The organism is Burkholderia sp. BCC1988 (assembly GCF_905339895.1).
Taxonomy (GTDB): domain Bacteria; phylum Pseudomonadota; class Gammaproteobacteria; order Burkholderiales; family Burkholderiaceae; genus Burkholderia.
Genome location: NZ_CAJPHA010000031.1, coordinates 1 through 24,485 on the forward strand (window position 1 = coordinate 1; position 24,485 = coordinate 24,485).

17 protein-coding genes are annotated in these 24,485 nt (G+C 64.3%); 5 read left to right on the forward strand and 12 right to left on the reverse strand.

Translation table 11 applies throughout. The features are described 5' to 3' along the window. Window positions 1-129 precede the first annotated feature (129 nt). The 9 genes from U4012_RS31975 to U4012_RS32015 all read right to left on the reverse strand — a co-directional run bounded on the left by U4012_RS31975 (window position 130) and on the right by U4012_RS32015 (window position 12,880). Window positions 130-363, reverse strand: a complete 234-nt coding sequence (locus tag U4012_RS31975) for a flagellar transcriptional regulator FlhD (protein WP_044846956.1) — start codon at window positions 361-363, stop codon at window positions 130-132. Between the two features lie 215 nt (window positions 364-578). Beyond that, window positions 579-5,042 carry a cellulose synthase subunit BcsC-related outer membrane protein gene (locus U4012_RS31980; RefSeq protein ID WP_321803541.1) on the reverse strand — a complete coding sequence of 1,488 codons (4,464 nt, stop codon included), beginning with the start codon at window positions 5,040-5,042 and terminating at the stop codon, window positions 579-581. A 1-nt stretch (window position 5,043) separates the two neighbouring features. Beyond that, the gene (gene bcsB, locus U4012_RS31985) at window positions 5,044-7,551 is read right to left on the reverse strand and encodes a cellulose biosynthesis cyclic di-GMP-binding regulatory protein BcsB (protein WP_321803543.1); all 2,508 of its coding nucleotides are present in this window, start codon (window positions 7,549-7,551) and stop codon (window positions 5,044-5,046) included. Window positions 7,552-7,566: 15 nt separating this feature from the next. Next, window positions 7,567-9,792, reverse strand: coding sequence for a UDP-forming cellulose synthase catalytic subunit (bcsA, locus tag U4012_RS31990; RefSeq protein WP_415750421.1), 2,226 nt, complete (start codon window positions 9,790-9,792; stop codon window positions 7,567-7,569). After that, complete coding sequence (gene bcsQ, locus U4012_RS31995) at window positions 9,741-10,520, reverse strand: cellulose biosynthesis protein BcsQ (protein ID WP_257774179.1); 780 nt, start codon at window positions 10,518-10,520, stop codon at window positions 9,741-9,743. The genes bcsA and bcsQ overlap by 52 nt, the downstream gene beginning before the upstream one ends. Then, window positions 10,517-10,942, reverse strand: coding sequence for a cellulose biosynthesis protein BcsP (gene bcsP / locus U4012_RS32000; protein ID WP_321803548.1), 426 nt, complete (start codon window positions 10,940-10,942; stop codon window positions 10,517-10,519). The genes bcsQ and bcsP overlap by 4 nt, the downstream gene beginning before the upstream one ends. A gap of 45 nt (window positions 10,943-10,987) precedes the next feature. Further along, the gene (bcsD, locus tag U4012_RS32005) at window positions 10,988-11,443 is read right to left on the reverse strand and encodes a cellulose biosynthesis protein BcsD (RefSeq protein WP_321803550.1); all 456 of its coding nucleotides are present in this window, start codon (window positions 11,441-11,443) and stop codon (window positions 10,988-10,990) included. Window positions 11,444-11,724: 281 nt separating this feature from the next. Next, window positions 11,725-11,958 carry a flagellar transcriptional regulator FlhD gene (locus U4012_RS32010; protein WP_124668008.1) on the reverse strand — a complete coding sequence of 78 codons (234 nt, stop codon included), beginning with the start codon at window positions 11,956-11,958 and terminating at the stop codon, window positions 11,725-11,727. 724 nt (window positions 11,959-12,682) lie between these two features. After that, window positions 12,683-12,880: a flagellar transcriptional regulator FlhD gene (locus U4012_RS32015; protein ID WP_321803553.1), complete on the reverse strand. Its 198-nt coding sequence runs from the start codon at window positions 12,878-12,880 to the stop codon at window positions 12,683-12,685. A 401-nt stretch (window positions 12,881-13,281) separates the two neighbouring features. On the opposite strand from U4012_RS32015, the gene galU reads away from it, so the two are divergent. From galU to U4012_RS32035, 4 genes are all read left to right on the forward strand, one after another. Beyond that, window positions 13,282-14,166 carry a UTP--glucose-1-phosphate uridylyltransferase GalU gene (gene galU / locus U4012_RS32020; protein ID WP_044846964.1) on the forward strand — a complete coding sequence of 295 codons (885 nt, stop codon included), beginning with the start codon at window positions 13,282-13,284 and terminating at the stop codon, window positions 14,164-14,166. Window positions 14,167-14,264: 98 nt separating this feature from the next. Next, window positions 14,265-14,846, forward strand: coding sequence for a phosphatase PAP2 family protein (locus U4012_RS32025; protein WP_044846965.1), 582 nt, complete (start codon window positions 14,265-14,267; stop codon window positions 14,844-14,846). Between the two features lie 176 nt (window positions 14,847-15,022). Beyond that, window positions 15,023-16,288 carry a glycosyltransferase WbuB gene (locus U4012_RS32030; RefSeq protein ID WP_321803634.1) on the forward strand — a complete coding sequence of 422 codons (1,266 nt, stop codon included), beginning with the start codon at window positions 15,023-15,025 and terminating at the stop codon, window positions 16,286-16,288. A 31-nt stretch (window positions 16,289-16,319) separates the two neighbouring features. Next, a complete protein-coding gene (locus U4012_RS32035) occupies window positions 16,320-17,729 on the forward strand; it encodes a UDP-glucose/GDP-mannose dehydrogenase family protein (protein WP_321803555.1) in 1,410 nt (469 codons plus the stop codon). 1,013 nt (window positions 17,730-18,742) lie between these two features. Here U4012_RS32035 and U4012_RS32040 read toward each other — a convergent pair. Genes U4012_RS32040 through U4012_RS32050 form a run of 3 tightly spaced genes read right to left on the reverse strand, consistent with a single transcriptional unit; the run spans window position 18,743 to window position 20,371 of the window. Next, the gene (locus U4012_RS32040) at window positions 18,743-18,967 is read right to left on the reverse strand and encodes a hypothetical protein (RefSeq protein WP_321803557.1); all 225 of its coding nucleotides are present in this window, start codon (window positions 18,965-18,967) and stop codon (window positions 18,743-18,745) included. Beyond that, window positions 18,964-19,824: a glycosyltransferase family 2 protein gene (locus tag U4012_RS32045; RefSeq protein WP_321803559.1), complete on the reverse strand. Its 861-nt coding sequence runs from the start codon at window positions 19,822-19,824 to the stop codon at window positions 18,964-18,966. The genes U4012_RS32040 and U4012_RS32045 overlap by 4 nt, the downstream gene beginning before the upstream one ends. Then, on the reverse strand, window positions 19,814-20,371 hold the full coding sequence (locus U4012_RS32050) for a putative colanic acid biosynthesis acetyltransferase (RefSeq protein WP_321803561.1): 558 nt from the start codon (window positions 20,369-20,371) through the stop codon (window positions 19,814-19,816). Before U4012_RS32050 ends, U4012_RS32045 begins: the two co-directional genes overlap by 11 nt. Before the next feature lie 491 nt (window positions 20,372-20,862). Between U4012_RS32050 and U4012_RS32055 the strand changes: the two genes are divergently transcribed. Then, complete coding sequence (locus U4012_RS32055; RefSeq protein ID WP_321803563.1) at window positions 20,863-24,363, forward strand: hypothetical protein; 3,501 nt, start codon at window positions 20,863-20,865, stop codon at window positions 24,361-24,363. The last annotated feature ends 122 nt before the right edge of the window (window positions 24,364-24,485 follow it).

Here is a 24,485-nt window from a genome sequence, read left to right on the forward strand (position 1 = left end):
CGAAGCAGTCGGACCGTTGCGTGATCGCGCACTGCATTCGGATTCAGGATGCCGTCACGGCGCGCGTACGTCCCTGCGTCCTGACGACGGCGCCGTCCCGATGTCATGGCGAACCGTCGCGCGACGAACTCACGCACAGCCTGGCGCGAACTCGTCGCGAAACTCGCAAAACAGCTTGCCGCGCGTGGCGAGGTGGTCGATCTGGGCCAGTGTCAGCGATGCGATGCGCGATGCCGTCATTTCCGAGACGCCGAGTTGTCGTGTGGCCTCGCTCCGGTTGACGAGGAGCAGCCACTTCGCAAGCATGAGATACGATCGATTGAATTCCGCGATCGCATCGGAAATGTCGTGTTGTTCGGCCATGGTCGGTCTTGAAGGGCCAGCGCGTGCGCTTTGCCGGTCGATTCGCTTCGACCCGGTGGTTCGGCACTCGCCGGATTTTCGATGACACACTGTACGTCGCGAACGCAGCGCCGGACCGACAAAGCTCTGAACGGATCCGCCAGCGCGCGCAGGCGCGCGTACCGTGGCGCGCACGTCGATTCGCGCGGCATCGCCACGGCGCCATGCGGATCCGTTCAGTCGGCGTCGGCGAGATACGGCGACGTGAACGCGCGCGGCGGGAACGCCGGCAGGCCGCCTTGCGGCGTAAAGCTGTAGCGGAGATAGACGGCCGCCGTCCACTCGCGGTATTGATACGCATTGCCGAACGAAGCCGCTCCACCAACGGCCAGCTGCGGCGCGACCTGGTATTCGCCGCGCGCGGCGAGCGAATACGCGATGCCCGTCTTGCTGCGGGCGGGATACACGGCCCCCGCGTCCAGCCCTACCGCCTGGCTGGCGGCGGCATTCGCGGCCGCTTGCGCCTGCATGCCGGAATCCAGCGGGAAATACGGCACCGCGTTCTGCCGGTAATGCTGCACGCCGAACGAACCGCTCAAATCGTACGCAAACGCGCCCGTTCGTCCCGCGTACTCGACCGGTATATTCAGGATCACGTATTGCTGAGGACTGAAATAGCCGCCCTGGCCGTACGTGAAATACGACTGGTTCTTGCTGAAGCGCATCCACGTCGCATTGACGCCCACAGTGAGCGTCCGGTCGGCGTCGCTCAGCAGGCGCGTATAGGCGCCGCCGCTGCCCTTGCCGGCGAAGTTGCGTTCGACGTGATGGCCGTCGTAATAGTCGAACGCGCCCGCGAGGTACGCGCCGCTGGTGCCGTCGTCCCAGCTCAGCGCGCCACGCGCGCCGCTGCGCGTCACGCCGCCCCACTTGAGGCCGGCACTCGCATCGCGTGCGCCCGCGAACGACAGCAGGCTGTCGGTCACCGCGCGACGCGTGACGGCCAGCGAGTAGGCCGCCCGATCGGTGATCGCACCGTTGAAGCGCACGCCACCGACCACGTCCTGGTACGGAAACCCGACCGGCGTCGCGCCGATGTCGGCCTTCAATTGCTTGCCTTCGTAACCCAGGGAAAGACCGACGCCGCTCGCCGTTTCGGAACCCGGCGAGCCGCCGGCGGCCGACCGCGAGAGCCCCGCGCCGAACCGGGCGAGAGTCGGCACGTCGGTCGCCGAGTTGCCGCCGTCGAGCATGACCGGCGTGGCGGTCACGACGACGTGACCGTTGCCTGCCTTGATACGCCCTTCCAGCGGCGCCTCGATGTCGGTGAGGCCGGACAGCCCCGCCTCGCCCGTCCGGTTTCGGAACACGAGGCCGCCCGATGCCGTGCTGGCCTGCTCGCTGTTCACCTGGGCCAGTTCCGACGCGACGTCGAGCATCTGAGCGTTGACGCCCGCGCCCGCGTCCCGCTGCGGCGCACGGGCCATGGCGTCGCCTCCCGCATAGCCGGCCGGCGGCTGCGGGATATAGCGAGGCGGCGCATCGGCCTGCCCGTAGGCCGATGAAAGAACGGGCGCGCGCGCCGCGGCGACCTTCGTCCCGCCGCGGGCCTGCCGGGCCGGCCTGGTACCCGACGCGGCCGCCGGCGAACCGGTCGCCGCCGCGGCCCGCGACGCGGGCGACATCGGCCACGGCGTGGCGACGTAGCCGGCACAGTCGTCGTTCGGATCGGACTGCGCCACGCATCCCGCGGACGCCCCCGCCGGCGGAACGTCGGCGGCAGGCTCCCGATAGGGCTGATAGCGCCGCGCGGTCGCGGGCCCGCCCGACTCGCCCGCGCCGGCGGCCGCCTGGCCATAGCCGCCGGGGTCGCCAAGATCGGCCGTGACCGCCTGCGGCGACATGGCGGGCGGCACCATGCGCGCGGCCGGCACGGCGGACGGGGTGACGTAGGTCGCGGGCGGCGCGGGAGGCATCGTATAGGGCACGGTCGGAGCGGAAGAAGACGGGGTGGACCAGGAAGGCACGCCCGGCAGCGGCGATACCGCGGCCCCGAAGCCGGTCGACGGTTGAACGACATCGACGGCGGTCTTGCCTTCGAACGGATTGGTACCGGGCAGCGGGTTCGCGCCGATGCGCCGCATCGCGTCTTCCCAGCCGCGCGGCACGTTCGACGGCGCCGGCTTGCTGCCCGGCGGCGGCGTATTGGCGGCCAGCAGCGAACGCTGCAGATACTGCGCGGCGAGCGAAAGATTCCCCTCCGCGCGATACAGGCGGCCGGTCGCGGCAAGCAAGCCCGGGTCGTCGGGCGCGATGCGCAGCGCCGTGGCCGCGAACGCTTCACCGTCGCGCCATGCCTTCGCGCTGCTCGCCGCGTAGATCGCCGCGACCAGCAAGCCCGTATCGTCGGGCCGGCGGGCCAGCGCGACCCGATAGCATTTCAGCGCGTTCGGCGCGTCGCCGGCCGACGTGTACAGCCGTGCGAGCGCGGCCTGGAGTTCGGGACTGTCCGGCATCGCGGCCAGCCACGGCGCGATGACGGCGTAGCCGCCGGCGAGGTCGCCGGCCTGGCGTACCGCATCGGCCTGACGCACGACGATCTCGAGGTTCAGGCGTTCGAAGTCGCCGCGCTGCGCGGGCGACAGCGGCAGCGCGGCGAGCCGGCGCATCGCGTCGCCCAGCAGCGCATCGTTGCGCACGGTCAGCAGCGTCCGCGCGTACTGCAGCAGCAAATCGGCGTTGTCCGGCTCGCGCGCCAGCGCACGCTGCACGATCCACAGCGCACGCGACGTGTCGCCGGCCGCCGCATAGCCCGCCGACAACTGCGCCGCGAGTCCCGGCACCGACTGGCCGATCCCCTCGACGTCGTGCAGCACCCCGAGCGCCTGCGCGCGGCGGCCTTCGCGCACCAGCCGTGTCGCCAGCGCCACCTGCTGGCCCACCCAGAGGCGGTGCTGCAACGTCGTCATCGCCGCCGTGCGTTGCGCGGGCGCGATGCGCTCCAGCCGCTGCAGCCCGAGGCTCCAGTCCTGCGTCTGCTCGGCCAGCAGCGCGCCGGCATAGAGTGCGTCGGTCATGTCGGGCCGTTCGGCCAGCAATCCGTCCATCATGCTGCGCGCCGACGCGATCGCGCCTTGCCGCACGTACACGCGCGCCAGATCCAGCCGCAGCCACGGATCGTCCGGATTGCCGGCAAGCGCGTCCTCGAACAGGCTGCGCGCCGTGCCCAGATCGCCGCGCGCTTCGGCTTGCCGCGCCTGTGCGGCCTCGGCCGTACGACGCAACCGGTCGAGGCCGCCGGCCTTCGACTGCTGCTCGGCGCTCAGTTGCGTCGCGAACTGCAACGCTTCGTCGCCGCGCCCCTGCGCGGCCAGCGCGCCGACCAGGCCGCGTATCGCGTCCGGGTTGTCGGACTGGCGCCGCAGCGCCATCCGGTACGCCTGCTCGGCGCCGCGCGGATCGCGATTCTCCTGCAGCGCATCGCCGAGCAGCACCTGCGCGGTGACGTTCGACGGATCCGCAAGAATCGCGCGTTCGAACAACGCTTTCGCTCGCGCGAAGTCGCCGTTGCTTTGCGCGCCGAGCGCCTCGCTCGTGTACGACCAGTACGTCGCACTGCCGAGCGCCGAGCGCCAGCGCGCCGCATTCCCGCCTCGCGACGCGCGCTCCAGATCGCTGCGTGCCTGCGCGAAGTGCTCCTGCTTCAGCTCGACGATGCCGCGGCCGCCCAGCGCGTCGCTGTCGTTCGGCGACGTGGCGAGCACGGCATTGAAGCGGGCGCGCGCCGTGTCCAGATCGCCGCGCTCGAGTGCCGCAAAGCCATCCTCGATCGCGTGGCCGCGCGCCTCGTTCGATGCGCTGCGTTGATCGCCCTCGCGCGCGGTTTGATCCTGTCGCACCATGCTGTCGTAGCGCGCCTTGACCGGCGGATCGTCGGGCACCACCTTCAGATAGGCGAGGTAGCGCGCCTGATCCGACGGCCTGGCCGCGAGCCACAGCAGCGCCTGGCGCCAGCTCTCGCGCGCCGCCTTCCCGACTTTCGCGTCGGCGGACAACGACTCGAGCCGCGCGATGCCGTCGCGGCGCGTCGCGTCGCGATAGGTCAGATGCTGCGCATACGCGAGTGCGTAGCGCGGATCGTCGGGGTTGTCACGCGCGAGACGTTCCAGGCCGCGGCGGGCTTCGGCCCATCCGCTCGGCGTCGCCGCGAGCGCCTGGAAGTACTCGAGCTGCAGCGCGGGCGACGACGGCGCGCCTTGCAGCGCGCGCTGATACTGTTGCGCGGCCAGCGCGCTCTGCCCCGTCTGCGCGAGGCGGCGCGCGTCGCTGATCTCGCCGTCGCGCACGCTCGTCTCGCCCAGACGCTGGCCTAGCTCGTCGGTCCGCGCGAAGCCGGGCGCGATCCGGCGCAATTGTTCCAGGTAGCGGCGCGCGCCGTCGACGTCCTTGCGGTCGGCGAGCACCATGCCCATGCCGAACAGCGCGTCGGGCTGATTCGGATCGACGCCCAGCACCTTCTTCCAGGCCTGCGCCGCGAGGTCGCCCCGGCCATGCGCCTGCCAGTATCGCCCCTGATCGACGAGTACCTTCAGCGGGTCGCTGCCGGCCGCCGCCGCGTGCGGCAGTGTCAGCGCGAGCAGCAGACTCGCGATACCGCCCGCGCGGGCGGCGCCGAGCCCGCGTAACCGTCGGTTTCGCATGTCACTCCTTCAGCCGGCGCGCCGCACGCGCACGCAGCAGACGATAGAAGAGCGCCGCCGCGACGAACGCGGCCAGCACGCTGAACAGCGCAAGCAGCAGCGGACGCCCCGACAGAAACCAGCGCAGGTAAGTGAGCGGCGGCAGCGCACCGACGTGATACGACGTTTCGTTCGACGTCACCGTGACGGTGCGATCGCGAATCACGACCATCGCGCCCTGGACCGACGTGAGCATGTCGTCGTCGAGCAGTGCGCGGCCGAGCGCCTCGTCCGCCTGCCCGCTCGCGCTGATCAACGCGACGGCGCTGCGCGTCTTGCGCAACGGCGACTCGAAGCCGGCGATCAGCGCGCGCGTGCCGTCCGAGACGATCGACAGGCCGGCGCGCACGCGTTCGCGCTCGGCGCCAGGCGACGGCGCCGCCTCGGCGCCGCCGAACAGGCCACCGAACCGGCCGCCAAACAGGCCGCCGTCGCGATCCGTGCCGAACGGCATGCGCGCCGCCCAGCGCGTCAGCAGCGGCTGGGTGTCCGGCGCGCCGAGAATCAGCAGATCCTTGGACGCGAACGCGCCGACACCGGCGGCGTCCGTCACCGTCACACCGCTGACCGGATAACCCGTCGACACGCCCATGCGTCCCATCGCGAGCAGGTACAGGCCGTAGACGTCCGCGCCCGGCTCGGCGGGCAGCACGACGGCCGTGTCCGACAGGTCGGCCATCCGCGTGAACGGAAAGCCGCTGTTTGCAAACGCGGCGAGGTCGGGCAGCGCCTTGTAGTGCGGAAACGACGACACGTCGATCGTCGAGTCCGGGTCGATCGAACCCGCGACGTTCTGCAGCAGCCGCCCCGTGCATCGGCCCATGTCCGGGATCTCGTAGAAGAAGTGCAGCTGCAACGGCGTGCGCGGCGTGAGCAGCAGCGGCGGCACGTGCAGCGTCGCGCGGTCGATACCGTTGGCGACGAACGGCAGGTAGCGGCTCAGGCTCCAGCGCGACGTTTCCCGTGCCGGGATCGGCAGCGCCTTCACGAACGTGTCGCCGACGCTCAGGTTGAGCGACGAACGGTCCGCGCGCAGCGTCGGCGTGTAGCGATAACGCAGGTCGATCGGCGCGCCGCGCGTATCCCAGGTGAACAGATCGGGGGCGACGCGCAGATCGATCCGGACGGCGCCCGCGTCGTAGCCGGACACGCTGAGCGCGCGCCCGTCGGCCAGTTCGCCGATCCGCACCGGGCGCGTCGACGACAGCCAGTTCGGCGCGTCGTACGGCACGCGCGGCGCGACGTTCTCGAGCCGGCTCACCGTGGCATGCGTACCCGCGAGCGTCTTGCTGCCGAGCACGAGCGTGAGCGCGGCGACCTTCACTTCGTCCGGCGTGCGACCGAGCACCAGCAGCAGCTGGCCGTGAGCCGGCGCCTGCCGCTCGACGACGGCCAGCGTCGGCCCGTCGATCGCCGGCAGCGTCACGCCGTCCAGACGATCGTCGGCCGTCGCGAACACCACCGCGTTGCCCGATTCAGGCAGGCCGCCGGGCCGGGCCGGAAACCGCGCGCCGCGATACGAGGCCAGCGCGCCGAACCACGACGCGACGATGCCCGCCGCTTCCAGCGTCTCCCGCGGCGGTCGCGCGGCGAATGCGAACGGCAGTTCGAGCCGCCGGACGTCCCGCGAATCGAAGAACGGCGCGGGCAGGACGCCGAGTTCCGGCCGCTCCGGCAGCGCCGCGTAGGTCAGCTCGAGCCGGCTCGCGTTGCTCACCGTTGCCCACAGCGACGAGTTGGCGGGATCCTCGCAATCTTTCGTGTAGTGACCGATCAGCTGAACGTTCAGATGGTTGTACTCGGTGACGAAGCGCGGATCGATCGACACGTCGCGCGCAACCGTCATGCCGGCTTGAGCGGCCGGCAACGGCAGCGTCGCCGCCACTTCGCCGTTGATCAGCACCTTGAGCTGCGACAGATCCGGCAGCAGCGCGGGCGAGTAGCTGTAGACCAGATGCAGCGTCGCCCCCATGACGACCTCGTCGCGCCGGACGGAGAACGCGATGCCGTTCTGGCCGTCGGTGCCCCGCAGCTGCAGCGGATCGCGTGCCCCGAGATCCGCGAACGTCAATGCCTGGCGCCGGCCGCCGGGCACGAGCGTGCCGGGCTCGGCCGTGGTCGGCAGCATACCGAAGCGGCGACGCGCGGCGTCGGCCGCCGGCACCGGTTCGGCGAGCGGCGCGGGGCGCGCGGTGTCGGGCCCGACGACTATGGCCGGCGACGGCGGCGCCGCATCGCCCGACGACATCGCGCCATCCGCCGCGCGCATCGCGCCGGGCGCCTGCATCCCGGCGGCCGCTGCCCAGCTGCCCGATGCGATGCCGCCCGCCATTGCCCAGAGCAGTAGCGACACCATCCTGCGCGACACGCGCGCATACCGGCCGACACGTGCAGGAACCGCGACAACCGCGCCCTGCGAAATGCACGCCTTGCGGCGCGTGCTGCCGCGCTGTCGCGACGCCCACGTCATTCTTTCCGCCTCATGCTATTTTTTTTCGTTGCTGCGGCCGCCACGCGCGTACACGCGCAGGTCCGCGTACAGGCGCGCGATCAGGCGAAGCAAGCCCTGCACGCCGACCTTCAACAGATGCAGGAACGCACGCAGCGGCGAATCGGGACGGCGGCCGTCCGTCCAGTCGATCCATGCGTCGGCTCGGGCAAAGGTCGAACTGACGAGATCGAACTCCTGCTGCTGCGACAGGCTCTCGAACCGGATGCCGACGCGGCCTAGTTCGACGTATTCGACCGTCGCGGGAAATGCGTACTCCTCGACACCGCGAAACAGCGATACCGTCACCGGCTCGCCACGCGGAATGCGCGCATCGTCGGGGACTGCCACGCCGATCCCGCCCTCCGAGTAGTCGCGCGTTTCGCATGCCAGCGTCCGGCCATTCGCGAAGCGCAGCATGACCGGAATCCGCGCCGCGACACGATGGGACACGCGTACCTGCCGGCGCTCGTTCGCCGCCGCGACGGCGAGCCCCAGAATCAGGATGTTGTAGGTCGTCCATGCCAGGTTGAACGCCGTCGTCTGGACTTCGCTGCCGACGTGACGGTTGAGCGACAGGTTCAGGACGCCCACCGCGAGGCCAATCACGTTCAGGACCACCAGGCTCAGATACGGTTTCGACACTGCCCAGTCGAAGTAGCCGCGGTCGATGCGTCCGCCCTTGGCCGTCACGTTGAACTTGCCCAGCCGGGGATTGATCAGCGCAAGCATCGTCGGCAGCGCGATGTACGACGCGAGCACGGCTTCGTAGACTTCGGCCCAGAACGAATGGCGGAAGCGGCCCTGCATCCGCGAGTTCGTCACGTTCGCATGGATGACGTGGGGCAGCGCATAGAGCGCAAGCATCGTGGCCGGGGCATGGATCACATGCGCGTCGAAGAACAGGAACGACAGCGGTGCGGTCAGGAACACGAGCCGCGGGATCCCGTAGAAAAAATGCATCATCGCGTTCAGGTAGCACAGCCGCTGGCTCAGCGTCAGTCCGCGCCCGAACAGCGGGTTGTCGATGCGGAATATCTGCGTCATGCCGCGCGCCCAGCGGATGCGCTGGCCGATGTGCCCGGTCAGGCTCTCGGTGGCCAGCCCCGCCGCCTGCGGTATCGCAAGATAGGCCGTCGTATAGCCGCGGCGATGCAGCTTGAGCGCGGTGTGCGCATCCTCGGTCACCGTCTCCGTCGCGATGCCGCCGATCTCCTCCACCATCGAGCGGCGCATCAGCGCGCACGATCCGCAGAAAAACGTCGCGTTCCAGAGATCGTTGCCGTCCTGCACCAGTCCGTAGAACAGTTCGCCTTCGTTCGGCACCTTTCTGAAAATGCCGAGGTTGCGCTCGAACGGGTCCGGTGAAAAAAAGTGATGCGGCGTCTGCAGCATCGACAGCTTCGGATCCCGAATGAACCAGCCTAGACAGATCTGCAGGAACGAGCGCGTCGGCACGTGATCGCAATCGAAGATCGCGATGTATTCGCCGTCGGTGATCTTCAATGCTTCGTTGAGGTTGCCGGCCTTGGCATGGCGATTGTGATCGCGAATCGTCCAGTGCACGCCGACCGACTCGCAGAACGCGCGGAATTCCGGGCGACGTCCGTCGTCCAGCACGTGGATCGACAGCTTGTCGGCCGGGTAATCCAGCGCGAGCGCCGCGTAGATGGTCGGCTTGACGACGCTCAACGGTTCGTTGTACGTCGGAATGAACACGTCGACGCTCGGCCAATGCGCGCGCGACGCGGGCAACGGCATCGGCTTGCGCCCGAGCGGCCACGCGGTCTGGAAGTAGCCGAGGATCAGCACCGCCGCCGCATAGACTTCCGCCGCCGCGAGCAGCGTGCCCCACACCGCGTCGAGCGGATGCGACCACACCAGCGTGCCGGACAATCTCCAATACATGTAACGGCCGGTGGCCACCACCGACAGCACGATCATGACGAGCGTCGCATAGCGTCCGCCCAGGCGACGGACCACCAGCGAACAGGCGATGCAGCAGGTGGCGAACACGAGCTGCCCGATCGCGTCGAGCGGCACCGTACACACGAAATACAGCGCCAGCAGCGTGCATGCGGCCACCGGCAGCGCGACGAACCAGCCGCTTCCGGGCAACGCATCGACGAACCGGTCGACCGCCGACGACCGCGCGACCTCCCCGCGGGCGCTCAAGCGATGCTCCGCGCGGTGTCGCGCCGATCGAGCACGCGCTCGAGCCATGCACCGCACGCGTTCAGGTCGGCGGCGGCCTGCGAACGCGGGTCGTAGCGATTCACGGTCGTCCGGGACGCGAGCGATTCCGCGACTCCTTCATCGCGGTGAATCACGCCGCCGAACCGGGCCGCGCCGAGGCTGTCGCACAGCACGCGCAGCACATCGCGGCCCAACTCGCGCGACTGATCGACCTGATTGACCACGTAGCCGTCGCCCACGAAATCCGCGCGGCTCGCGGCATACGCGTCGAGCATCCGCCGCATCTGCGGAATCGTTGCGTACGAGGCCGCATCGGCCAGCACGACCTTGAGCACGAAATGCGCGGCCGTCAGCGCGGCGCGCATGTATACCGAGGTGCCCGGCGGTGTATCGATGATCACGATGTCGTCGTCGCCGAGCCCGAGCGTGGCAAGCCCGTGCGCGAGCCACGACGGGTCGCGGTCGAGCAGCCGCTCGAAACGGCGTTGATCCGTTTCGCTGACCAGGCCAAATGGAAACACCGTGATCCCGTCGACGACCACGGCCGGCCAGTTCAGCCTGTCGAGCGCGGCATGGGCGAGCCCGTCGGTCATGTCGAGCGGCACGCCGAAATGCAGCTTCAGCGCATTCTGCGGATCGAGATCCACCACGCTCACGCGCCGCCGTCGCGACGCCGCCAACACGGCCGCGAGATTCGCCGCCAGCGTCGTCTTGCCGACGCCGCCCTTTGCCGAAGCGATCGCGACGATTTTCATGAGCGGCCGGTCCACACCGATGGCTTCTTCGGCGCCTCTCCCGTCGGCTCCGTGCGCAGCCGCTCGAACAACCGAACCAGCGGCTGTGACGGACCTTGCGTGTCCGTGCCATCCGGTTCCGCCGGCCTGCCGACCAGTTTCTTCAGCGTGCCGGATGCTTGTTCCCGCCCGCCGTTATCCTGCGCGGACGCAGGCAACGCACGCGTGTCGGCCAGTACGATTTTGCGCAGGCTATCCGCGCCGTCCGGCGACCCGGCGCCCGGCTGCCCCTGCGACTCGCTCGCGCGCAACTCGACACCGCCGAGCAGCGGCCAACGCGCGCGGGCCACTTCGGCATCCGCTTCCGCACGTACTTCGTGATAGCGTCCGGCATCGCCGCCAAAACGCTTGAACAACGATTCGATATCCCGTGAAGTCGACATAGCGTGCCCATTGGTTGTCGCGGAAGTTCCGGCCGGCCCGGTCGCTCAGTTCTTTGCGCGCGCAACACGCAGCTCGATCCGCGAATCGTCCGGCGGCGCGACGTCCTGCGTCACGCGCAAACCGGCCGCGCCGACACTGTCGAACCAGCCCTGATACGCGCCTTCGAGGAAGGCGGAAGACCATGCGAGACAGCCGTCGCCGAACGCGCGCAACGGCGCGGCGTAATGAACGATGCGCAGGAAATCGTGCTCGTCGGACAGTTCGGCGTAACCCCACTGCATGTCGCGCCAGCGGGCATTCAATGCATCCGCGAGATCGTCCGTCGACTCGCAAGGGCCAAGTGGATGCGCGGCCGCGAAGCGCATGCCGATGCGCGCCATCAATTGCCTCAGCTCGTCCCGATCGAGCTGATCGGTGAATTCACCGGCCAATGCCTCCAGGAAGCCGCGCCATTGGATCGACACATGGCGCTCGAGTAGATGCTCCAACATTCCCTGCATGGACGACGAATCCCCGGTGAAAGACAATTATCGGCGTGGCCGCATCGTGTGCTTCGCGTGCGGACATCGTGGCAACAGCGTTTTTGCGCATCGTAGCGAATCCAATTAGACGAATGGGATTCGACATCTAGCCGAAAAACGCCAAACTATCGGCCACCGCCGACAATTGACGGGTGTGGCCACGGCGGCAGCCGAGCTGCGATCGGTCGCGGACAGGCAAGCCGGTATACGGCCGGGCTCGTGCGCGGCGCGACGCATGAAACGTTGGAAAGGTCGCCGTATCAGGCCCGGCCGGGCGAGGATTCCGCGCGGAATTCGCAGAACAATTCGCGACGCTCGGCGAGTTCGTCGATCTGTGCCGGCGTCAATGCGGCGACGATTGCAGCCGTCTCGTCCGACATGCCCAGCTGTTGTTTCGCCGCTTCGCGATCCGCTTGCAGCAAGCGCTGGGCAAGCGTCAGATACGAACGGTTGAATTCCGCAATCGCGTCGAAGATGTCGTCCTGTTCGGGCATGGGCGTTCCTGATTTTGGACGGTGATTGCATTCAGCCGGCCGCAGCGCGCGTATTGGCAATACGCGGAGTTTCGGCCCCGCACTCTACGTGTCGCGCACGGCGACGAGCGGACAAAACCTAGCGGTAATCCGCCACCTCGCGGGTTGCTCGTATTTCCGTTCGTGAAAGCACGACACGACGGAGCGGCGGCATGCGGTTCGGCAAAGTCGCGTGGCGATCGCCGGCCCACCCAAATGCTTGCCGGAACGCGCAGCGCCGCCGGCAGATGCCTGCTATGCAGCCCGTATCACGCGCTCGCGCCAGAAATCCCCGCGGGCGCCGAAAATCTTGCTGCACCATTTGGTGCCGTCCCAATACACGGGAAAGCCGTATGGATGTCCCGGCCATCGGCCCTCACACCACATCGGTTGCGCGGGAGGATCGGTGCATGGAAGCCAGACACCGGCCCAGCCGGTGCGCTGCCGTTGTTCGGATATCGTCATGGTGTCTATGGTCGAATGCGTCATGGTGACTCCACTTTCGCCCTTCTGTTTGGCAATTGCGTTTCAACGCTAAATATATTTTGTTCGGTTCTTGTTCTTTCTTCACATATAGCGGGACCGTGGCGCGCTTTCGTCCACGCATGCCGGAAACTCGACGGCTCCCGGCCACGGGGCCACCATCGCAATCCGGCCCGCACATTTGCCGGCAGGTGTTGCGACGAGACGACGCCAGCGTTGCCATCTACGGCTGCGATTCGCGGCCGACCAGCGCTTCGATCTCGGCCGGTGTCAGCGCGATGATCCGTGACGCGATCTGATTCGAGATGCCCAACTCGCGTGCCGCGACCTCGCAATCGATCTTCAACATCTGCTGCATCAGTTCGAGATAGGCAGGATCGAGTGCGCCCAACGCCCGGCAAATATCATCCTCTTCCGTCATCACGCTCTCCTAAAGACATGCCCGTGAACGCGATGCATCGGCACACACTCGCATCTGCAAAATCCGACCGGGTTCCGGGCTTTCGCTTCGAACCGTATCCCAACCAGGCGAACGCCTGTCGACAAACGACAGCCGTCATCCGCTATATAACGCCGAGTCGGCCATTTGCACACTGTTTCAAAATAATTCTTGCGCCAACGTATGGTTTCGCAATCAACCTGTCGGATTCGCCCAAGATTCAGTCGCCGCTTTATTTCCGAACACATTAGGATTTCCCGAATCGCACGTGCGCGGCCAGGCAATTGCGTCCTGTGCGACTTCGAATCTCTTGTTGCGTCCGGACACCGACATCGCACCTCGACGTTGTCTGCTCTTCATTCCGAACTCATGGAATTACCACTATGTTGAAAGTGACGAAAGCCGTCTTTCCGGTCGCCGGCCTGGGCACGCGGTTCCTGCCGGCCACCAAGGCCAGTCCCAAGGAAATGCTGCCGGTCGTGGACAAACCATTGATCCAGTATGCGGTCGAGGAAGCGATCGAAGCGGGCATCACGGAGATGATCTTCGTGACCGGACGCAGCAAGCGCGCGATCGAGGATCATTTCGACAAGTCGTACGAGATCGAGGCCGAACTCGAGGCACGCGGCAAGGACAAGCTGCTGTCGCTGGTGCGCAGCATCAAGCCGAGCCATGTCGACTGCTTTTACGTGCGCCAGGCCGAAGCGCTCGGGCTCGGCCATGCCGTGCTGTGCGCGGAGAAACTCGTCGGCGACAATCCGTTCGCGGTGATCCTCGCCGACGATTTGCTCGATGGCCCGAAGCCGGTGTTACGCCAGATGATCGACGTCTTCGATCACTATCATGCGTCGGTCATCGGGGTCGAGGAAATCGCTCCCGAAGATTCGAAATCCTATGGCGTGATCGACGGCAAGCGCTGGGAAGACGATCTCTTCAAGCTGTCCGGCATTGTCGAGAAGCCCGAACCGGCGAATGCGCCGTCGAACTTCGGTGTCGTCGGCCGTTACGTGTTGAAACCGAAGATCTTCGAGCATCTCCGCGGGCTCAAACCCGGCGCGGGCGGCGAATTGCAACTGACCGACGCGATCCAGTCGCTGCTCACCGATGAACAGGTGCTCGCGTATCGCTACGACGGCACGCGCTTCGATTGCGGCAGCAAGCTCGGGTACCTGAAGGCGACGATCGAGTTCGCGCTGCGGCATCCGGAGGTTGCGGCGGACTTCGAGCGGTATTTGCTTGCGCGGATGTCGGAACAGCTGGTGGTCTGATGCCGATCGTGCGCCGCGGTGACGCGCGGCGCGTCGCGTTGCCGGCTTCTCATCGCACGAGCGATCGATAACTCCGTTTCGTCCAGCGAGGACCGGACATGTGGCTCGCTATCGGCAACCTCGGTGACGCGGCGCTGACGCTGCCACTTGCCGCCATCTGTTTCGCGTGGCTCACTCGCTCGATGTATGGATGGCGCATTGCATTGTCGTGGGTCGTGCTGCTTGCCGTCGCGATGCTCGCCGTCGGACTGACGAAAGTTCTCTACGCCGGATGCGGGTTGCAGATCCGGTCGATGAACTTCCGCATGATCAGCGGGCACACGATGCTTGCCGCGACTGTCTGGCCGATGGCGTGCCTGCTGATGCTGCACGACGGGTGGAACGTTCGCCCTGGCCCGGCGCTGTTGCCGGGGCTCGTCCTCGCCGCGACGATCGGCGTTGCACGCGTACGCGACGATGCACATAGCGCGTCCGAGGTGATCGCGGGGTGGATGCTCGGCGCGCTCGTTACCGTCGTGTTGCTGAAACGATGGACGGACGCACCGATCCTGCCGCCGGCCATGCGTCCGCTCGCCGTGGCTTCGACGCTTGCCGTGTCCGCCCTCGCCTACGGATATCACGCACCGATTCAGGCGGCGATCGAGATGTATTCGCCGCTGGTCTGCACGCGTCTTTTCTGACGACTGTCTGCCGCATCGGGAAACGCTGCCCGCGGCGTGCAATCTCGCCCACGATTCGCACGGCTGCCGCCGACGATTGGCGGCACCGATCAACATTCTGTCGGACTCGCACGATAAGCATTACCGACAATGCGCTTATAACGCACCGCACCATTTTTATCTTTCGCTGGGAGCCGATGAAGATCCTCGTATACGGCATCAACTACGCGCCCGAGCTGACCGGCATCGGCAAGTACACCGCCGAAATGGCGGAAACACTCGTCGAAAAAGGCCACACCGTGCGCGTCGTGTGTGCACCGCCGTACTACCCCGAATGGCGGGTCGCCGGCGGCTACTCGGCGCTGAGCTACTCGACCGAACGCCGCAGCGGCGTCGCGCTTTGGCGCGCACCGTTGTGGGTTCCGTCGCGACCGAGCGGTGCGCGCCGCATCGCGCATCTCGCGAGCTTCGCGCTTTCGAGCTTCCCCGTCATGCTGCGGCATGCGTTCTGGCGGCCCGACGTCGTCGTGTGCATCGCGCCGAGCCTGCTGAACGCGCCAGCCGGCTGGCTCGTCGCACGGTTGACCGGCGCCCACGCGTGGATCCATATCCAGGATTACGAGGTCGATGCGGCGTTCAGCCTCGGAATGCTCAAGGGATCTCTGCTGAAGCGCGCCGTGCTTGCCATCGAGCGTACGCTGCTGAAGCGCTTCGATACCGTGTCGACGATCTCCGGGAAGATGGTCGAGCACGCGCTGCGCAAGGGGATTCATTCAAGCAAGCTCGTGCATTTCTCGAACTGGGCCGACACCCACTCGATCTATCCGCTCAAACGGCCGAGCGAGCTGCGAACGGCGTTGTACATCTCTCCCGTCGCGACGGTAGTGCTCTATTCCGGCAACATGGGTGCCAAGCAAGGGCTGGATATTCTCGCCGACGCGGCTCAACGACTCGTATCGCGCGACAATCTGGTGTTTGTCTTCTGCGGCAACGGGCCCGCGCGCGCCGAGCTGCTCATGCGCTGCGGCGGCCTCAGGAACTGCCGCTTCATCGAGCTGCAGCCAATCGGCCGGCTCAACGAGCTGCTGAATCTGGCCGACATTCACGTCCTCCCGCAACGCGCCGACGCTGCCGACCTCGTCATGCCGTCGAAGCTGACAGGGATGTTCGCGAGCGGGCGGCCCGTGATCGCGATGGCGAGCCCGGGGACGGAGCTGCATGACGTGGTCGCGCCGCGCGGGATCGTCGTGCCGCCGGGCGATTCCGAAACGCTTGCATCGAGTATCGACGCGCTCGCCGCCAATGCGGCCGAGCGCACTCGCCTGGGACAGGCCGGGCGCAGATTCGCCGAGGCCGTCCTGTCGCGTGACGCGGTGTTGAGCGATTTCGACACCAGGTTGCGCGCATTGCGTCCCGAGCCGTCCAATGCCGACGTGTCAGGCGCACGGCATCCGGATTTTTGAACCCGCAATCGATTCCTCTCCATACGGCAACATGAAAATCACCATCATCGGTACCGGTTACGTAGGCCTCGTGACGGGCGCATGCCTTGCCGAAATCGGCAACGACGTGTTTTGCGTCGACGTCGATCAACGCAAGATCGATATCCTGAACGGCGGCGGCGTACCGATTCACGAACCCGGCTTGAAAGAGCTGATCGATCGCAATCGTGCGAGCCGCCGGCTGCAATTCTCGACCGACATCGAAGCCAGCGTCGCGCACGGCGACATCCAGTTCATCGCGGTGGGCACGCCGCCAGACGAGGATGGCTCCGCCGATCTGCAGTACGTGCTCGCCGCCGCGCGCAATATCGGACGGCATATGAGCGGGCCGAAGGTGGTGGTCGACAAGTCGACCGTTCCGGTCGGCACCGCGCTGCACGTGCGCGATGCGATCGCAACCGAGCTGACCCGCCGCGGCCTGCGCCACGAATTCTCGGTCGTGTCGAATCCGGAGTTCCTGAAGGAAGGCGCGGCCGTCGACGATTTCATGCGGCCCGATCGTATCGTGATCGGCACCGACGCCGACGAGGCCGGCGAGCATGCACGCGAACAGATGAAGCGGCTGTATGCGCCGTTCAACCGCAATCACGAGCGTACGCGCTACATGGACGTGCGCTCGGCGGAATTCACCAAGTATGCGGCGAATGCGATGCTGGCGACGCGGATCTCGTTCATGAACGAGCTCGCGAATCTTGCAGATCGCGTCGGCGCGGATATCGAAGCCGTGCGCCGGGGGATTGGGTCGGATCCGCGGATCGGGTATGACTTCCTTTACGCCGGCGTGGGTTACGGCGGTTCGTGTTTTCCGAAGGATGTGCGAGCGTTGGTGCAAACCGCCGCCGAGTACGGGCAGGCGCTGCGCATTCTGGAAGCCGTCGAGGCAGTCAACGATGCGCAGAAGAAGGTGCTGCTCGAGAAGATCTCGGAACGCTTCGGGGACGATCTGTCGGGGCTCACGTTCGGGGTGTGGGGTCTCGCGTTCAAGCCCAATACCGATGATATGCGGGAAGCGCCGAGCCGCGACCTGGTGGCCGGGCTTTTGAAGCGCGGTGCCAGCGTGCGTGCTTACGATCCCGTCGCGACGGATGAGGCGCGGCGTGTGTTCGCACTCGACCTGAGTGACGAGCCGGATGCGCATTCGCGGCTCGAGTTCGTAACGACGTCGGAAGAGGCCGCTGCAGGGGCCGATGCGCTCGTGATCGTCACAGAGTGGAAGGTGTTCAAGAGCCCGAATTTTGCAGCGCTCGTCGAGTTGCTCAGCGAGCCGGTGATTTTCGATGGGCGGAATCTTTATGAGCCGGAGACTATGCGGGAGTTGGGGGTCGAGTATTACAGTATTGGGCGGGCGGGTGTGGGGGGAGCGCGTGAAGCGGCGAGGACATTGAGAGTCGCAAAAGGTTGAAAATACCGCCCGGGGGTTCTTGGTCGCGGTCGCGTCGCGACTGACTTTGGTAGGGGTGCGTGCGGTTATCGAGGTAATGCGGGAGAGGATCGAGAAGGTGCGAGAGTGAACCGAAAAGAACCACTACCTTCACGGCCGCACACCGTGCTCCGGACCTTTTTCGAATTTTCGAACCTCGGAATGCCATCCAGGTCAGGCGACGGCAGATTTGATGGTCAGGAAAAACACGTCCGCACGAATCGCGTTGCCTGGACCCAATGTGAACGGCAGCAGGATTCCCGAGCCATGCCCCTCATTTCTGAAGAATTCGCCACGGTCGTCTAGGCGATGAACTACCTCTAATGAAGCGGACATATCGGCAAGCCCAGTTTTCCGGCGCGAAAGCAGATCTCAGTTTGGCGTTCCGTATTTGAGAGTTGTGCACGCGATTGCAGGCATCCGACGCGTCGACGTCTGGTATCACCGTATCTTGTTGCGCTGAGCCTCTGGATCGTCGACATGGCTCTGTCGTTGATTGTCGCGGCGGCGTGCCTTTAAGATTTTCACTCGTCAAAAACACAGCCTCGAGCAACGGACAATTGCATTGTTGCTGCCGATCGTCGCACCGGAAGCCGGCGCATCCAGTACTGGGGGGGCTCGCGCCGCATCTTCCGCCGGCAATTGCGCGACAGGTCGCCGGCGTGGCTTACATGCTTTGGGTCTTGTTTTTGCCGCTTGCGTTCTCGATCTTGGCGATCGACGTGGTCCACCTGATCATCGATAAGCTTCCCTCCCCCGTGAATTCAGCGTCACGAGCCGGCTACCCCTCTGTCCGATCGGAATGGGTGCGATCGGTCTCACTACCCTCGGCGACGCTGCCACGAAGGTATTCGCACAAATTGGCCTGGAAGGTGGGGCGACACTGGCGAGCAACTTCGGTGTATTCGGTACATTGCTGCTTTAAGGCGCCGGCCTCTGGTTGCTTGCTACTGCATTGCTCGTCGTGCAGCACTCCCGCCGGGAAGGTCTCCCATTCAACCTCGGTTGGTGGGGCTGACCTTTCCTGTTGGCGTCTTCAGGTTCGCCAGGTTCGGCCTTGCACGCACACCGGCTTCCACGATTTCACGGATATCGGAATTCTGTTCGCGTTGATGATCGGTGTGCCCTGAATCAACGTTACATACCGCACGATTCGCGGGTTGTTGCGTGATGAGTTGTTCCGACCGCCCTGCCACATAGGCAACTAACCCAATGTTCATCCTCGATCGGAGACGGCGCCGGCGGCGTCCTGTCTGTTGATCTGATCCGTTTTCACAATGATCAAATATTCGTAGATTGACTGGAGTGCCGCATACGTGAGCCCAGCCTTTCCGTCCAGAAATCCCCGTTTCCCCACGTAGAGCAACAGGAATTTCGCCAGCGGCCGCATCGGAATACGATAGAAAATTTCCTTTTGATGAAATCGTCGCTCATGAAAATCACGACTCGTCAGTGCCTTGATTACACTAAATGATGCTTGACCTCGTCGATTCTCGACAATCTGCATGGCTTCCAGTGTGCTATAGCTGTTGTGCCGGGCTACCCAATGATCAAGCCCCTTGCTGAACGGAAAATGATCGAGGTAACCCGCGATGCGTGCACTCGGCCCGTCCGGAATCGAGATCGGATTCACGAGGCGTTCATATCGCATTTTCTCGGGGCGAAACAACCGGAGATAGTACGGTGACGTCTGGACATGCTTTAGCCAGGTTCCCATGAAGAAATCCCTGCGCTGGATACTGAACGCCACGACATCACCAGCTGACGCCACTGCCTGTTTTGCGCTACGAACCAGTTCATCCGTCATCCGTTCGTCTGCGTCGATGTAGAACACCCACGGATGCTTGAACCGTATATTGGCAAGTCCCCAGTTTTGATGACTGGCCCAGTTGTCAAACGGACGTTGAGTGACCGTCGCACCGAATGCTTTCGCGATCTCGACTGTCGCGTCGGTACTCATCGAATCGTAAACGTGAATGTCGTCGCACCATGCGACGCTCTCGAGGCAACCTGGCAGATCGCGTGCCTCGTTCTTCGTGAGAATGATGACTGAGATACCGGATGGGCTAGGTGTCATGCTTCGTCCGCTTTCCAATTTTTCTTGCCGGTATCCCGGCATAAACCGCCCACGCTTCCAGTGGGCTGCGAGTCACGACCGAGCGGGCTGCAATCACGGCTCCGGCGGGAACGGTCACGCCCGGCGCAATAAATGCTTCCGCACATACCCACGTATGGGCTTGCAACACGATTGGCGCGGCAATCAGCTGGAAATTTGCCGACTGATAATCGTGAGAACCGCCGCAGAGATGGGCTCCCTGCGAGACAACGCAATAGTCGCCGATGGTGACCACATCCATGTTGTAGATCGTCACACCGTCGGCGACGCCCACGCGATCCCCTATGTGAAGATTCCACGGCGCCCAGACACGCACGGCCGGATAGACATGCACGTGTTCGCCGATGCGCGCACCGAAAATCCTAAGCAACGCGGCACGCCATGCATGACATGGTCTGGGACTCGGACGGAACAGCAGCAGCCACGCCCAGTTCCATATTTGGCGCATCACGCGATTGCGCAGCGTGAACGATGGGGAGACAGTCGGATCGTTGCCCTGGATGATCATCGTCGTTTGAAGGTGCCTGTTCTCGACCATGCAGTGCCGAACTATCAAAGCGCCACATTCGCGTCTCGCGAGGTCACCGCAGCATGGTCGTGTCGAGCAAGAACGCTTGCGCAAAGCTCGCCTCGTCCGAAACGAGCGTGGCGACCCTTGTATCGGAGTACGTGGAAATCACGTGATGGAATCGCGCGCATCGATCTGATGGCGAACAATACCATCGGACCATTTTTAGGCCGGCCATATTCCTGTCGGCTTTCGCCATTGACAACACGGACCGTGCTGGGGTTTCCTGCCGGATCAGGAACGACAAGCGCACCGCTTCGACAATGCATTGGCGGAAATCGACTCTATCCGGCGCATGCGCACTTAGGAAATCTCTACTATTCTTGCGAAACCGTTGCGCCTCAGTGTCGCCGACGTCAACGTGTCGGTCTTACGTCAAGCGCACAATGCTCCGGCGCGGGCGCGCTGCCGCCCTGTTCAAGGTGATCCGCATGCAAGGAAAAGTTGCATCACGATTGTGCAGCTTCGTTTTCACGATTGCCGGGATGCTGACAAGTGCCCCGAGTATCGCGGAATCGACTTCGCCGCCGCAACTCGCCGCCACGACATCGTCATCCATTCCGATTTCGATTCCAATCCGATTTTCGATCGCGCAAGCCGGATTTGTGACGCTAGTTATCGACGATCAAAACGGCAAGCGTGTCAGGAACCTCATCAGCGAAACCCGGTTTCCTGCCGGAAACCATATCGCGTGGTGGGACGGCCTTGACGATCGAGGCCGCGACACCGATGCTGCGGCGCATGGTCAGTATCACATCCCCGGGAAAACCGTCGCTCCAGGTCGATATCTCGTGCGCGGCCTGGTTCGACCTTCTATCAAGATCGCTTACGAACTCACACCATATAGCAACGGTGTCCCTCCATGGCAAACGAAGGATCGCAGCAGTGAATGGCTTGCAAACCATTCAGCACCGAGTTCAGTGCTCTTCATCCCGGCAGGAACGATTTCGGACCCTGCAGGAGTGCGGTCCGCTAACATCGGGCAGGTGATTGTCGGCAGCTACTTCACCGAAGGCGGAAGCAGTCTTGCGTGGCTCGACCTCGATGGACGTAAGCGTTGGGGGCAAATGTGGATCGGCGGCAACTGGACAGGTGCCACCCAATTGGCACGGGATACAGGTGTACACCCGTTGAAGGACGTCTATGCTTACGCTGCGACGTCGTGGCATGGCGACAAATACAATGGCAATGTTCGCGAGCTACGCTTGAACGCGCTGCTTTCGCATCCTCGATCAAAACCCAAAGATGGCCGTTTGGGTACGGGCGAAGATGTGCCGGTGCTCGACCAGCCGTACCGTATACCAATGCCGGCGGATGCAAACGCGTCGGATGTGACTGGTTATACGCAGAGATTCGATCTCACGGGGCTCGCCGCACATGATGGCGTGGTGGTCGTTGCATTTGGCCAACTTAATCAATTGCTATTTATCGATGCCGCGCGGAAGACTGTACTCGGTACCAGCAAGGTTTCCGACCCGCGCGGATTGTCGTTCGATACGTCCGGGCGCCTGCTCGTTCTGACCACGCACGACGTCCTGCGCTTCCGCATATTAGAGACCTCGCCGGCAAAGCTGGCCGTACCGGACGTACTGGTCAAGGCTAGCCTCGACGATCCGCAGTATATATACGTGGACGACAACGGGACTCTGTACATCAGCGATTGGGGGCAAAGCCATCAGGTCAAGGTCTTCAGTTCAGATGGCAAGTTGCTGCGCACGATAGGACATCCTGGTAAGCCGTCCCTCGGACCTTATGACCCACTTCATATGAACCATCCCGCGGGCGTCACGCTCGACGAACGCGGACACATTTGGGTTGCCGAAAACGATAAGACACCCAAAAGGGTTAGCGTCTGGAATGCCGCTGACGGTCGCTTCGTCAACGCGTTCTATGGCCCGAGCCGTTACGGCGGCGGCGGTGCCGTCGATCCAATCGACCCAACACGCGTGTTCTACGCGGACGAAGGCGGCGGAATGGAATTCCGGATCGACCCGAACGATGGAACAAGCGTTCCGCAAGCTATCTACTTCAGGACCGAAGATGGAGACATTGGATTGACCGGCAAAGGAACCGGTACGATGCCCGAGTACCCGATCCATCGAAGCGGCTCGCTCTACTTGACCAATGCGCACGAGTCAGAAGTCAGTGGGCCGCAGTGCGCGATACTCTGGCGCATCGACAAAGGAATCGCACATCCGGTCGCGGCGGCGGGCAGTACACGGGACGGCGCAGGAAAGTTGCTGCCTGCATTCTCGTCGCCAACCATGCGACAACGCATGCCGACGGGTGTTGCGCCGGACAGGCAGTCGCTACTGTTCATCTGGTCCGACGACAACGGCAACGGGCACCTCGATGCCGACGAAGTCCAGTTCCTGTCGCCGGCGCCAATCAAAAAAAACGGAACGCTCGTCGGCGGCGTGGGTATCGGCAACGACCTGTCTTTTACAATCGCGAACGTCGGTGACGTTGCGCTACGCTTTGCGCCGACCCGGATCTCGGCACAAGGCGTTCCCCAGTACACCATTCAGAGCGGCGACGTTCTCGCACGGAACGTGCAATCTCCAGCCAGCTCAGGGGGCGGACAAGTCCTAGTCGGCAAAGGTGGATGGGTCGTGCTGACCACGCCCCCTGCCCCGATGGGGCCGCAAGGCGTTGGCGGCTCGCGCAACGGTACGGCAGTGTGGTCATACCCGAGCTTATGGCCCGGCCTCCACGCATCGCACATCGCCCCCCTTCCCGAGTCTCCTGGTGAGCTGATCGGTACGACCCGCGTGCTAGGCAATCCGATCGACGCACCAGCGCCGTCGGATGCCGGACAGTTATGGGCCATTAACGGCAACGAGGGGCAAGTTTACCTGTTCACGATAGATGGCCTGTTCGTCGCTACGCTGTTCCGGGATGCCAGAAGCCAATTCGATCCACTACCACTGCGCGGCATACGAGGCACGGATTTCACATCGACGAGCCTCCTCCCTGAGAGTTTTCATTCGATCCTGACAGCGACTGACGACGGCAAGGTCTACCTCCAGGCCGGACATACCGGTTCACTGTTTAGGCTCTACGGTCTCGACGGAATACGACGTTTGCGTGATGCTGCAATCACTGTAACGGCGCGGCAACTGGCCGATGCACAGCGTCAAGTCATGCTCGACGAAATTGCCAGTTCCGCGTCCAGGACGACGCAACCCAGTGTTCTCGAAGTTGAACGTATATCCGACGACAGCGCCGTGTTACTCGCCACCGGCTCGCGCTGGCCGGATGACGCAACCCGCTGGGTCACCATCGATGTGCGCAATATTCTCGTTGGAAGTTGGGCGCGCCGCCAGGTCGACACCGACGCAGCGCTCGCGATCTCGCGTGACCGCCTGCTGATCGCGGTGCGAACCGACGATCCTGCGCTGCTGGAGAATAGCGGTGACGCCCTACAGAACTTATTCAAGACCGGTGGCGGAATCGACCTGATGCTGGGTACCAACGCCAGTGCGTCGCGAGATCGAACGCTCGCAGTCAAAGGTGACGAGCGCCTACTTGTCGCACGTGTTGAAGGCAAAAAAACCGCAGTGTTGTATCGCCCCGTCGAACCGGGAAGCACCGGCAATTCGGCGACCTTCAGCTCACCGCTTCGAACGATCCGGTTCGATCAGGTCACCGACGTCAGCGACCAGTTGGAATTGTCGCAAGACGTCGAACGAAGCCCCAGCAGTGGAACCAAACGGTTCATCTATAGGATCTCAATTCCACTGAATACCTTACGACTCGTCGCGCCTGCTGGTACCAGCTTGAAGGGCGATATCGGCGTGCTGCGAGGAAACGGAATCGAGACACTTCAGCGCTCGTATTGGTCAAACAAGGTGACGGGGCTCGTAAGCGACGTGCCAAGCGAGGCCGAGCTCACACCGAAACTGTGGGGTGATATTCACTTCCCCCGCTGATGCCGTCGACCGCACGCCACCATGCGTGTGCAGCTGCAATCGCCCAGATGTTGTCGGATTGCGAACACCGATGGCCTCTACACTGTCCACCAGGTTGCGCACCCTATAGGTGTGCGTCAGAA

Bases quoted from the DNA above. Each gene is read 5' to 3' on its own strand.
- U4012_RS32035 (WP_321803555.1), top strand. From the start codon at position 16,320: ATGAAAATCACCATCATCGGTACCGGTTACGTAGGCCTCGTGACGGGC.
- U4012_RS32045 (WP_321803559.1), bottom strand. From the start codon at position 19,824: ATGACACCTAGCCCATCCGGTATCTCAGTCATCATTCTCACGAAGAAC.
- bcsA (WP_415750421.1), bottom strand. From the start codon at position 9,792: ATGGCTCGAGCGCGTGCTCGATCGGCGCGACACCGCGCGGAGCATCGC.
- bcsQ (WP_257774179.1), bottom strand. From the start codon at position 10,520: ATGAAAATCGTCGCGATCGCTTCGGCAAAGGGCGGCGTCGGCAAGACG.
- U4012_RS32025 (WP_044846965.1), top strand. From the start codon at position 14,265: ATGTGGCTCGCTATCGGCAACCTCGGTGACGCGGCGCTGACGCTGCCA.
- bcsB (WP_321803543.1), bottom strand. From the start codon at position 7,551: ATGACGTGGGCGTCGCGACAGCGCGGCAGCACGCGCCGCAAGGCGTGC.
- U4012_RS32030 (WP_321803634.1), top strand. From the start codon at position 15,023: ATGAAGATCCTCGTATACGGCATCAACTACGCGCCCGAGCTGACCGGC.
- galU (WP_044846964.1), top strand. From the start codon at position 13,282: ATGTTGAAAGTGACGAAAGCCGTCTTTCCGGTCGCCGGCCTGGGCACG.
- U4012_RS32055 (WP_321803563.1), top strand. From the start codon at position 20,863: ATGCAAGGAAAAGTTGCATCACGATTGTGCAGCTTCGTTTTCACGATT.
- U4012_RS31980 (WP_321803541.1), bottom strand. From the start codon at position 5,042: ATGCGAAACCGACGGTTACGCGGGCTCGGCGCCGCCCGCGCGGGCGGT.
- U4012_RS32010 (WP_124668008.1), bottom strand. From the start codon at position 11,958: ATGCCCGAACAGGACGACATCTTCGACGCGATTGCGGAATTCAACCGT.
- bcsP (WP_321803548.1), bottom strand. From the start codon at position 10,942: ATGTCGACTTCACGGGATATCGAATCGTTGTTCAAGCGTTTTGGCGGC.
- U4012_RS32040 (WP_321803557.1), bottom strand. From the start codon at position 18,967: ATGAACATTGGGTTAGTTGCCTATGTGGCAGGGCGGTCGGAACAACTC.
- U4012_RS32015 (WP_321803553.1), bottom strand. From the start codon at position 12,880: ATGACGGAAGAGGATGATATTTGCCGGGCGTTGGGCGCACTCGATCCT.
- U4012_RS31975 (WP_044846956.1), bottom strand. From the start codon at position 363: ATGGCCGAACAACACGACATTTCCGATGCGATCGCGGAATTCAATCGA.
- bcsD (WP_321803550.1), bottom strand. From the start codon at position 11,443: ATGCAGGGAATGTTGGAGCATCTACTCGAGCGCCATGTGTCGATCCAA.
- U4012_RS32050 (WP_321803561.1), bottom strand. From the start codon at position 20,371: ATGATCATCCAGGGCAACGATCCGACTGTCTCCCCATCGTTCACGCTG.